Origin of the sequence: Burkholderia sp. Se-20378 (assembly GCF_017104665.1) — a bacterium.
GTDB classification, from domain to species: Bacteria; Pseudomonadota; Gammaproteobacteria; order Burkholderiales; family Burkholderiaceae; genus Burkholderia; species Burkholderia lata.
In genome coordinates this window covers 1-10,570 of sequence record NZ_JAAGPG010000279.1, presented here as the reverse complement: position 1 = coordinate 10,570, position 10,570 = coordinate 1, and the positions used below count along the sequence as shown (strand labels likewise).

Annotated in this window: 8 protein-coding genes and 1 pseudogene; 8 read left to right on the top strand and 1 reads right to left on the bottom strand. The window is 66.7% G+C overall.

Annotated elements, in window-relative coordinates:
- Nucleotides 1-138: 138 nt before the first annotated feature.
- The 4 genes from G3N93_RS24810 (at nucleotide 139) to G3N93_RS24795 (ending at nucleotide 3,870) form a co-directional block, all read left to right on the top strand.
- Nucleotides 139-1,128 (top strand): beta-propeller fold lactonase family protein, encoded by a 990-nt coding sequence (locus tag G3N93_RS24810; protein WP_027786950.1) that lies wholly within the window; start codon nucleotides 139-141, stop codon nucleotides 1,126-1,128.
- A 16-nt stretch (nucleotides 1,129-1,144) separates the two neighbouring features.
- Nucleotides 1,145-2,119 (top strand): sterol desaturase family protein, encoded by a 975-nt coding sequence (locus tag G3N93_RS24805; RefSeq protein WP_174941825.1) that lies wholly within the window; start codon nucleotides 1,145-1,147, stop codon nucleotides 2,117-2,119.
- 111 nt (nucleotides 2,120-2,230) lie between these two features.
- Complete coding sequence (locus G3N93_RS24800; protein ID WP_174947093.1) at nucleotides 2,231-3,058, top strand: EI24 domain-containing protein; 828 nt, start codon at nucleotides 2,231-2,233, stop codon at nucleotides 3,056-3,058.
- Nucleotides 3,055-3,870: a molybdopterin-binding protein gene (locus G3N93_RS24795; RefSeq protein ID WP_174941828.1), complete on the top strand. Its 816-nt coding sequence runs from the start codon at nucleotides 3,055-3,057 to the stop codon at nucleotides 3,868-3,870. The genes G3N93_RS24800 and G3N93_RS24795 overlap by 4 nt, the downstream gene beginning before the upstream one ends.
- Before the next feature lie 115 nt (nucleotides 3,871-3,985).
- On the opposite strand, the gene G3N93_RS24790 is transcribed toward G3N93_RS24795, so the two are convergent.
- Nucleotides 3,986-4,450 (bottom strand): rhodanese-like domain-containing protein, encoded by a 465-nt coding sequence (locus tag G3N93_RS24790; protein WP_174941830.1) that lies wholly within the window; start codon nucleotides 4,448-4,450, stop codon nucleotides 3,986-3,988.
- 405 nt (nucleotides 4,451-4,855) lie between these two features.
- On the opposite strand from G3N93_RS24790, the gene glnA reads away from it, so the two are divergent.
- From glnA to G3N93_RS24770, 4 genes and pseudogenes are all read left to right on the top strand, one after another.
- Nucleotides 4,856-6,271, top strand: a complete 1,416-nt coding sequence (gene glnA / locus G3N93_RS24785) for a type I glutamate--ammonia ligase (protein WP_011352587.1) — start codon at nucleotides 4,856-4,858, stop codon at nucleotides 6,269-6,271.
- Between the two features lie 159 nt (nucleotides 6,272-6,430).
- Nucleotides 6,431-7,573: a nitrogen regulation protein NR(II) gene (gene glnL / locus G3N93_RS24780; protein WP_166960338.1), complete on the top strand. Its 1,143-nt coding sequence runs from the start codon at nucleotides 6,431-6,433 to the stop codon at nucleotides 7,571-7,573.
- 46 nt (nucleotides 7,574-7,619) lie between these two features.
- On the top strand, nucleotides 7,620-9,137 hold the full coding sequence (gene ntrC / locus G3N93_RS24775; protein ID WP_174986979.1) for a nitrogen regulation protein NR(I): 1,518 nt from the start codon (nucleotides 7,620-7,622) through the stop codon (nucleotides 9,135-9,137).
- Nucleotides 9,138-9,226: 89 nt separating this feature from the next.
- Nucleotides 9,227-10,570, top strand: a pseudogene (locus G3N93_RS24770) (S9 family peptidase); the annotation flags it as partial.

Here is a 10,570-nt window from a genome sequence, read left to right as displayed (position 1 = left end):
CCGGCCCCGGCCGGCCGCGCGGCGCCTGCCGACCGGGCCGCCGCGGCGTGCGTCGAAGTGGCGCAATGCCGGCTTCGGTCAACCGGCCGGGCCGGTTGAACGTTTTACAATGACGGTTGTTCCTCGACGTGAGTCTTCATGCGCACTTTCCTTTCCCTCGGCCGCACGCTCGCGCTGGCCGCCGCCGTGCTGGCGCCCGCCGCACACGCGAATAACGTCATCATCCTCAATTCGGCCGAAGCGACGCTTTCCCTGATCGATCAGCAGACCCGCCAGGTCGTCGGCACGATGCCGACCGGCAAGGAACCGCATCACCTGATGGCGACGCCCGACAATTCGTCGCTGATCGTTGCAAATTCGGTCTCGAACAGCCTGATGTTCCTCGATCCGAAGACGGGCAAGCTGCAGCGCACCGTCGAAGGGATCGATGATCCTTACCAGCTCGGCTTCTCGCCCGACCGCAAGTGGTTCGCGGCGGCCGGCCTGCGCCTCGACCGCGTCGACATCTACGGCTACGACGGCCGCGACCTGAAGCTCGTGAAGCGCGTGCCGCTCGAAGTCATGCCGAGCCACCTGGCATTCACGAAGGACAGCAAGACGCTGCTCGTGTCGCTGCAGGTCTCCGGCGAGATCGCGGCGATCGACCTGCCGACGCAGACGGTCAAGTGGAAGATGAAGGTCGGCAAGGTGCCGGCCGGCCTGTGGCTCACGCCGGACGACAAGTACCTGCTCGTCGGGATGACCGGCGCGGATTACGTCGCGGTGGTCGACTGGCGCAACCAGAAGGTCGTCAAGCAGATCTACACCGGCAAGGGCGCGCACAACTTCCGCTCGCTCGCCGACGGCACGCACGTCGCGGTGACGAACCGGGTCGCGAACACGATCAGCATCATCGACGAGAACACGCTCACCAACGTCGGCGACATCACCGGCCTGCTGCCGGGCCCGGACGACATGGAGCTGTCCGCCGACAAGAAGACGCTGTGGGTGACGTTCCGCTTCGCGAAGAAGGTCGGGATCATCGACCTGGCGTCGCGCAAGCTGGTGCAGACGATTGCCGTCGGCCGCTCGCCGCACGGCATCTATTTCTACGACCGCGCGCCGTGGCGCGCCGCGAACGGCGCGTGACGGGCGGGGGAGAACGATGCTGCACCTGATCGATGCATTCGTATCGGACATCCAGACCTGGCTGTACGTCGACGTCGTGCAGCCGCTCCTCTTCAAGTTCAATCTGATGGACTATGACGAGGACACCTACGACGCGCTGTACTGGGTGATCGTCGGCGCGCTGCAGATGGTCCTGATGTTCGTGCTGCTGCGCCCGCTCGAGGCGCTGCTGCCCGTCGAGCGCTGGACGAACCGCCGTGCCGTGCGGGTCGACGTGATCTACACGGCGATCGCGAAGCTCGGCATCTACTCGCTGTTCTTCTTCTTCGCGCTGCAGCCGCTGTTCGACAACTTCCAGGCGTGGCTGCGCCTGCACGGCGTCGCGAACCTCAACCTCGACTACCTGTGGCCGGGCGTGACCTCGAAGCCGATCGTCACGTTCGCGATCTATCTCGTCGTGCTCGATTTCGCCGGCTACTGGTATCACCGCTGGCAGCACAAGTTCGGCATCTGGTGGGAGCTGCACGCCGTGCATCACAGCCAGCGCCAGATGTCGCTGTGGTGCGACGACCGCAACCACGTGCTCGACGACGTGATCCAGTCGTGCTTCTTCGCGGCGATCGCGCTCGTGATCGGCGTGACGCCGTCGCAGTTCGTCGTGCTGACCGCGTTCACCAACTTCATGCAGAGCATTCAGCATACGAATGCGCGGCTGCCGTTCGGCTGGCTCGGCGAGCGCCTGTTGGTGAGCCCGATCTTCCACCGCCGCCACCACGCGGTCGGCTACGGCCACGAAGGCACGAAGTACGGCTGCAACTTCGGCGTGCTGTTCCCGTGGTGGGACATGATGTTCGGCACCGCGTCGTGGAGCCGCACGGTCGAGCCGACCGGCATCCGTGACCAGGTCGAGGGCGTGTCCTACGGCGAAGGCTTCTGGGCGCAGCACGGCCTCGCGTTCGTGCGGATCTTCCGGCGCCTGTTCCCCGCCAAGCGCGGCGCGGCATCGGCCTGATCCGGCCATTTTCACGTTGAGCGGCTCTCCCACGCGGCCCGCATGTGCTTTGGCGCATGCGGGCCGCGTGGTTTATCCTTTCCCCGTTTTTCTCCGTCGATACAGGCTCGCATGAACGACCTGCTGCGTTCCTTCGTCCGCGCATTGGCGAGCGCACTGCATCCGCGCATGCTGTGGCTCACCCTGATGCCGTTTCTCGTCTCGGCCGTCCTGTGGGGCGCCGTGCTGTGGTTCTCGTGGCAGTCGCTGCTGGACCTCGCACGCGGCGCGCTCGACGGCTTCGTGCTGACGGCCATGCTGTACCGCGCGTTCGACGCGATCGGCATGTCGCAGCTGCATGCGGTCGTCGCGCCGTTCGTGGTCGTGTCGCTCGCGATTCCGCTGATCGTCCTGACCGTGCTGCTGCTGATCGCGACGATTTCGATGCCGGTCGTGATCAAGCACCTGTCGAACCGGCAGTTCGCGGCGCTCGAGGCGAAGCGGGGCGGCACCTTCTTCGGCAGCGTGTTCAATTCGCTGGGCGCAGCGATCGCCGGCGTGATCGTGCTCGTCGTCACCATTCCGCTGTGGCTGATTCCGCCGTTCTTCGCGCTGCTGCCGCCCGTGATCTGGGGCTGGCTCACGTACCGCGTGATGACCTACGACGCGCTCGCGCTGCATGCGAGCCGCGACGAGCGCCGCGCGCTCGTGCGGCAGCACCGCTGGCCGCTGATCGGCATCGGCGTCGCGACCGGGCTGCTCGGCACCGTGCCGACCTTCGTATGGGTATCGTCGGTCTGGATGATGGTGCTGTTTCCATTCGTCGCGGCTGCCATGATCTGGGTTTACGCTTTCATCCTCGTCTTCTCGGCGCTGTGGTTCGGGCATTACTGCCTGCGCGCGCTGGAGGACCTGCGTGCGAGTTCGCGCGCCACCGCAATCGACATGGGGCAGGCATGAGCATCGGCATCATCATCATCGGCGACGAAATCCTTTCGGGCCGCCGGCAGGACAAGCATCTGGCGAAGGTCATCGAGCTGCTCGGCGCGCGCGGCCTCACGCTCGACTGGGCCGAATACGTCGGCGACGATCCGGCGCGCATCACGGCGACGCTTGCACGCGCGATTGCGTCGGGCGACATCGTGTTCTCGACGGGCGGCATCGGCGCGACGCCGGACGACCACACGCGCCAGTGCGCGGCGGCCGCGATCGGCGTGCCGCTCGAGCTGCATCCGGAAGCGAAGGTGCTGATTTCGGAGCGGATCCGCGAAACGCACACCGATCCGGCCACGCCGGTCGACTTCGATTCGCCGGAGAACCAGCACCGCTTCAACATGGGCGTGTTCCCGGTGGGCGCGACGATCATCCCGAACGGCTACAACCGGATTCCCGGTTTCTCGGTCGGCGACCTGCACTTCGTGCCGGGCTTCCCGGTGATGGCGTGGCCGATGATCGAATGGGTGCTCGACACGAAGTACGCGCACCTGCATCACGCGACGCCGCACGCGGAGCGCTCGCTGTACGTGTTCGAGCTGCCGGAATCGACGCTCACGCCGCTGATGGAGCGCATCGAGCGCGATTTCCCGGGCGTGCGCGTGTTCAGCCTGCCGAGCGTCGGCGATGCGGAGCGCGGCGGGATCTATGCGCGCCGTCACATCGACCTCGGCGTGAAGGGCGAGCCCGAAGCGGTCGCGGCCGCGTACGTGAAGCTGCGCGAAGGCGTGCACCTGCTCGGCGGCGACGTCGTCGAACCCGATATGCCGCGCACCTGAGCGGCCCCTCGACCGGCCGCACAAAAGCCACGGGCCGCGCAACGCGGCCCGTCATCGGCATGTCATCGCCCGGCTCGACGATGGGGTTGTCGCAACCGGCCGGAGCGGCGTGCCGTCAGGCGCCGATCCACGGCAGTTTCCGGAAGCACCAGCCGTCGACCGTCTTGCGATGGCCTTCGGCGTCCTTGGCGCCCTCGAAGCCTTCGAGCAGGTCGAACGCCTTCGTGTAGCCGGCCTGCGTGGAGGCGACCGCGGCGAGCTTCGAGCGCGCGGCGCTGCGGCACAGGAACAGGATGGGCGTATCAGCCGGGAGGGCCGCCTTCAGTTCGTTGACGAATTCGGCGTTCGGCACGCCGCCCGGGTAGCGCGTCCACTCGAGGTGCAGGTATTGGCCGTCGCCGACGAGCGGGCGGCCGATCCAGTCGAGTTCGGCGCGGGTGCGCACGTCGACGAGGCGAGCCGACGGATCGAGCTGCAGCAGTTCGAAGGCCTCGGCCGGCAGCAGCGCCCCGGCGTAGTTGAGCGCGGCTTGTGCGCGGCGTTCGTCGGCCTTCGCGTAAAGCTGGTCGAGCGTACTCATGGCAGGGAGTCTCCTATCGGTCAAACGAACATTCTAGCGCGGCGTCGCGGCACGGATGTCCGCGTGGAGTACGGTGCGCGCACCCCACACGCGTTCACCAAAAGAGTGCAGAATGGCGCGCATGCACCAAGATGATTCCGTGGGCGCGGCGGGCTCCAACGATTGCACCATCGCGGTGCTTTCGGTTGCCAGGCGGTGCGAGGCCGGGCCCCGGAATCGCGCAGCACAGCCCCGTCGCGACGAGCGCTGGCGCGATTCGCGCCAATCTTGCGCATAGGTGGCACGGAAGCTGCTTTATAGGATTCGGTCGAATCGGGGCGCGCTGCGCCAAAGCAAGACCCCGGTCAGCTCGATAAACGAGGCGGTTCCCAGTCCGCCGGAATTGTTCAATCAGGAGAAGAGGTTATGAGTAAAACCGTCGCCGACGTCATGCAGCTCGTGAAGGACGAGGACGTCAAGTTTGTCGATTTCCGCTTCACGGATACGCGCGGCAAGGAACAGCACGTGTCGGTGCCGGTTTCGGCGTTTGACGAAGACAAGTTCGAAAGCGGCCATGCATTCGACGGCTCGTCGATCGCCGGCTGGAAGGGCATCGAGGCGTCGGACATGCTGCTCATGCCGGACCCGAACGCCGCCTTCGTCGACCCGTTCTATGAAGAGTCGACCCTGGTGCTGACCTGCGACGTGGTCGAGCCGGCTGACGGCAAGGGCTACGAACGCGACCCGCGTTCGCTCGCGAAGCGCGCGGAAGCGTACCTGAAGAGCACGGGCATCGGCGACACCGCCTACTTCGGTCCGGAACCGGAATTCTTCATTTTCGACTCGGTCCAGTGGAGCACGGACATGTCGGGCTGCTTCGTGAAGATCAACTCGGAAGAAGCGCCGTGGTCGTCGGCCAAGGAATTCGAAGGCGGCAACACGGGCCACCGTCCGGGCACGAAGGGCGGCTACTTCCCGGTCGCGCCGGTCGACACGTTCCAGGACATGCGTTCGGAAATGTGCCTGCTGCTCGAACAGCTCGGCATCCCGGTCGAAGTGCACCACCACGAAGTGGCGGGCCAGGGCCAGAACGAAATCGGCACGAAGTTCTCGACGCTGGTCGAGCGCGCCGACTGGACGCAATGGTCGAAGTACATCATCCATAACGTCGCGCACTCGTACGGCAAGACGGCAACCTTCATGCCGAAGCCGATCGTCGGCGACAACGGTTCGGGCATGCACGTTCACCAGTCGATCTGGAAGGACGGCCAGAACCTGTTCGCGGGCAACGGCTACGCCGGCCTGTCGGAAATGGCGCTGTTCTACATCGGCGGCATCATCAAGCACGCTCGCGCGCTGAACGCGATCACGAACCCGACGACGAACTCGTACAAGCGTCTGGTCCCGCACTTCGAAGCACCGGTCAAGCTCGCCTACTCGGCACGCAACCGTTCGGCATCGATCCGCATTCCGCACGTGTCGAACCCGAAGGGCCGCCGTATCGAAACGCGCTTCCCGGATCCGATGGCGAACCCGTACCTGTTGTTCTCGGCACTGATGATGGCAGGCCTCGACGGGATCCAGAACAAGATCCATCCGGGCGAAGCAGCGGACAAGAACCTGTACGACCTGCCGCCGGAAGAAGACGCAAAGATCCCGACCGTGTGCGCGGGCCTCGATCAGGCACTCGAAGCACTCGACAAGGATCGCGAGTTCCTGACGCGCGGTGGCGTGTTCACGGACGGCATGCTGGACGCGTACCTTGCGCTGAAGGAGCAGGAGCTGGCGAAGTTCCGCATGACGACGCACCCGATCGAGTTCGAGATGTACTACTCGCTCTAATCGGCGATGGCGCTTCGAATCAGCGCCGTCATGCCGGTTCGTTCCCGTCGCGCGGCCTGCGGCGGGAACGGCGGAGTCTGAAAGGGGCGGCGTCCAGCCGTCCCTTTTTTGTTCCGGTGATTTCCATTTCTGGCCCGTAGAGGCGCGACAAGCACGCAGATGGTTCTGAAGAATCTGATCAAGGCGAAAACGGGGCAGCCCGAGCGACTGACGGACGACGAGCGGCTCGCACGCTCGGGCCTGCTGGCGGGGCTGGAAGCGCTGCCGACGGTCGTGATCGTGCTCGACCGCAAGACGCTGCGGATCGCGTTCGCGAACCCGTCCGCCGAGGCGATGCTCGACATCTCGCGCCGGCAGCTCGCGCAGCGGCCGTGGGGCGAGATTTTTCCGAATGCGAACGAGCTGGCATCGACGATCACCGCGATCGGCGAGGAACGCTTTCACGCGACGCACCTCGATACCGTGCTCGACCGGCCCGGCCGCGAACCGCTGCACGTGCATGCGATTGTCGGCTTTCTCGAGACCTCGCCCGATTTCGTGCTCGTCGAGCTGTTCGAGAACGAGCGGCAGTCGCGCACCGATCGCGAGGAGCGCATCCACGACCTGACTGCGGTCAACAAGCAGCTGATCCGCAACCTCGCGCACGAGATCAAGAACCCGCTCGGCGGCATTCGCGGCGCCGCGCAGCTGCTCGAATTCGAGCTTGGCGAGCGCGAGCGCGGCGAGTTGCGCGAATACACGCAGGTGATCATCAAGGAGTCCGACCGCCTGCAGACGCTCGTCGACCGGTTGCTGGAGCCGCACCGGCATCCGCACATCGTCGGCGACGTGAACATTCATGAAGTGTGCGAACGCGTGCGCGCGGTGATGCTCGCGGAATTCCCGCGCGGGCTCACGATCGAGCGCGACTACGACGTGAGCGTGCCGGACCTGCGGGGCGACAAGGAGCAACTGATCCAGGCGCTGCTCAACATCGTGCGCAACGCCGCGCAGGCGCTGCGCGAACGGATCGCGCAGGGCGACGCGAAGATCGAGTTGCGCACGCGCATCGCGCGCAAGGTGACGATCGCGAAGCGCCTGTACCGGCTGGCACTGGACTTGCACGTGATCGACAACGGGCCCGGCATTCCGGAGGAAATCCGCGACCGGATCTTCTACCCGCTCGTGTCCGGGCGCGACGACGGCAGCGGCCTCGGCCTCACGCTAGCGCAGACGTTCGTGCAGCAGCATGACGGGATGATCGAGGTCGAAAGCCGGCCTGGACGTACCGAATTTCAGATCCTGCTGCCGCTCGACCATTGAGCGGCGGCATGGCGATTCACCAGATTCACCAATATCTGACCGACCTATGAAGCCGATCTGGATAGTAGACGACGACCAATCGATCCGCTGGGTGCTCGAAAAGGCGCTCGCCCGGGACAGCTTCGCGACGAAGAGCTTCGCGAACGTGCGTGACGCGCTGGCCGCGCTCGACCACGAGACCCCGCAGGTGCTCGTATCCGACATCCGGATGCCGGGCGGCTCGGGCCTCGAGTTGCTGCAGGCGATGCACGAGCGCCTGCCGGGCCTGCCCGTCATCATCATGACGGCGTTCTCCGATCTCGACAGCGCCGTCGCGGCGTTCCAGGGCGGCGCGTTCGAATATCTCGCGAAGCCGTTCGACGTCGACAAGGCGGTCGAGCTGATCCGCCGCGCGGTCGAGGAAAGCCTGCGCGGCGGCGCGCCGCAGGACGAGCGCGTGGCCGAGGCGCCCGAGATGCTCGGCCAGGCGCCCGCGATGCAGGACATGTTCCGCGCGATCGGCCGCCTGTCGCACTCGGCCGCGACCGTGCTGATCACCGGCGAATCGGGCACCGGCAAGGAGCTCGTCGCGCGTGCGCTGCACCGTCACAGCCCGCGTGCGAACGGGCCGTTCATCGCGCTGAACACCGCGGCGATTCCGAAGGACCTGCTCGAATCCGAGCTGTTCGGCCATGAGCGCGGCGCGTTCACCGGTGCGCAGACGACGCGGCAGGGCCGCTTCGAGCAGGCCGAGAACGGCACGCTGTTCCTCGACGAAATCGGCGATATGCCGTTCGACCTGCAGACGCGCCTGTTGCGCGTGCTGTCGGACGGGCAGTTCTATCGGGTCGGCGGCCACAACCCGCTGCGCGCGAATGTTCGCGTGATCGCCGCGACGCACCAGAATCTCGAATCGCGCGTGCGGCAGGGGCTGTTCCGCGAAGACCTTTACCACCGGCTCAACGTGATCCGGCTGCGCCTGCCGCCGCTGCGCGAACGCAGCGAGGACATCGCGCTGCTCACGCGCCACTTCCTGCAGAAGAGCGCGCGCGATCTCGGCGTCGAGCCGAAGCGCGTGTCCGACGAAGCGCTGGTGTACCTCACGTCGCTGGCGTTTCCCGGCAACGTGCGCCAGCTCGAGAACCTTGCGAACTGGCTGACCGTGATGGCGCCCGCGCAGACGGTCGAGATCAAGGACCTGCCGCCCGACCTCGTGCCGGCCGGCGCGCCGGTGGTCGCGACGGGCGACGGTGTGGATGCGCACGTCAGCGGTGGCGATACGGCGCTCGGGCAACCGGCGATCGGTGCGGCGCCGGCGGTGTCCGCGCCCGTCGCGGCCGCGCCGAACGGCGGCGCGCCGGCTGGCTATCCGGTCTGGGAGCATGGCTTGCGTACCGAAGTCGCACGGCTGTTGCGCGAGAACTCGGCCGACGTGATGGACGAACTCGCACGCCGCTTCGAGGCGGCCGTGATCCGCGAGGCGCTCGACTTCACGCGCGGCCGCAAGGTCGAAGCCGCGGAGCGGCTCGGCATCGGCCGCAACACGATCACGCGCAAGATCCAGGAACTCCATCTGGAGCCCTGAGCACGATTTGCGGCATGCGCGGGCATCGCGCATGCCGCAATCGGACATAATCGCGGTTTGCACGCTGTTTGCCATTCCGCCGATCCGCAATGTCCGATTCCTTCCGCTGGCCCGCCGGGGCCGACCCGTTCCGTTTCCTCGAATCGCTCGACAGCAAGCGCGCCCGCACGTGGGTCGACGAGCAGAATGCGCGCACGCGCGCCGCGCTGCGTGACGACGACGCCTATCGCGCGCTGACAGCGCGCCTCGCCAAGGCGTACCTGCCGCGCGAACGCCCGGTGATTCCGACCCGCTGGAGCGACTGGGCCTACGACCTGTGGCAGGACGATCTCCATCCGAAGGGGCTGTGGCGCCGCACGCGCTGGGACGACTGGCGCGCGGGCAAACCGGCGTGGGAAACGCTGCTCGACGTCGACGCGCTCGGCGCGGAGGAGGGCGAGTCGTGGGTGTTCGAGCAGGACTCGATCCTGTATCCGGACGGCGATCGCGCGTTGCTGTCGCTGTCGCCGGGCGGCGCCGACGCGGTCGTCGTGCGCGAATTCGATCTCGTCGAACGCCGTTTCGTCGACGGCGGCTTCACGATCGACGAGCCGGGGCATCACACGGTTGGCTGGATCGACCGCGATACCGTCTACGTGAGCTGGGATCGCGGCGAGGCGCATGCAACCGCGGCCGGCTATCCGTATGAAGCGCGGCGCTGGGTGCGCGGCACGGCGCTCGCCGATGCGCCCGTCGTCTTCAGCGGCGAACCCGACGACATCAGTGCGGGTGCGGGGTTCGATCCGATCGACAACCGCCACGTCGCGTGGCGCAGCGTCGATTTCTTCGACGCACATGCGTACCGGCTGACCGACACGGGCGAGTGGGCGCGCTACGACGTGCCGACCCATGTCGAGGTCGGGTTCTGGGAAGGCTGGCTCATGCTGGAGCCGCGCCTCGACTGGGATTGCGACGGCGTGCGCCATGCGGGTGGTTCGCTGCTCGCGATTCGCGAGCAGGCGTTTCTCGCCGGGTCGCGCGAACTCACGACGCTGTTCGCGCCGCAACCGTCGACGTCCGCGTGCACGTGGACCCATACGCGCACGACGCTGATCGCGAGCTGGCTCGACGACGTGCACAACCGCACGATGCTGTGGCAGCCGAGCCAGGCCGACGACGGCACGTGGACGTGGGATGCCCGGCCGTTCGAGTGGCCGGGGCCGGGCGACGCGCAGATCGACGTCGAGCCTGTCGAAGCGACGCTGAACGACGAGATTTACGTGGACGTCGACACCTATCTCGATCCGCCCGAATGCTGGCTGGCCGATCTTGCCGATCGCGCGGACGATGCGCCGTCGCGCCGCGTGCTGCTCGACCGGCCGCCGGTGCAGTTCGACGCGGCCGGGCTCGTCGTGCGCCGCGCAAGCGCGCGCTCGCGAGACGGCACGATCGTA

Excerpts from the sequence above, each read along its gene's own strand:
- glnL (WP_166960338.1), top strand. The coding sequence starts at position 6,431 with ATGGTTCTGAAGAATCTGATCAAGGCGAAAACGGGGCAGCCCGAGCGA.
- G3N93_RS24790 (WP_174941830.1), bottom strand. The coding sequence starts at position 4,450 with ATGAGTACGCTCGACCAGCTTTACGCGAAGGCCGACGAACGCCGCGCA.
- G3N93_RS24800 (WP_174947093.1), top strand. The coding sequence starts at position 2,231 with ATGAACGACCTGCTGCGTTCCTTCGTCCGCGCATTGGCGAGCGCACTG.
- G3N93_RS24810 (WP_027786950.1), top strand. The coding sequence starts at position 139 with ATGCGCACTTTCCTTTCCCTCGGCCGCACGCTCGCGCTGGCCGCCGCC.
- ntrC (WP_174986979.1), top strand. The coding sequence starts at position 7,620 with ATGAAGCCGATCTGGATAGTAGACGACGACCAATCGATCCGCTGGGTG.
- G3N93_RS24805 (WP_174941825.1), top strand. The coding sequence starts at position 1,145 with ATGCTGCACCTGATCGATGCATTCGTATCGGACATCCAGACCTGGCTG.
- glnA (WP_011352587.1), top strand. The coding sequence starts at position 4,856 with ATGAGTAAAACCGTCGCCGACGTCATGCAGCTCGTGAAGGACGAGGAC.
- G3N93_RS24795 (WP_174941828.1), top strand. The coding sequence starts at position 3,055 with ATGAGCATCGGCATCATCATCATCGGCGACGAAATCCTTTCGGGCCGC.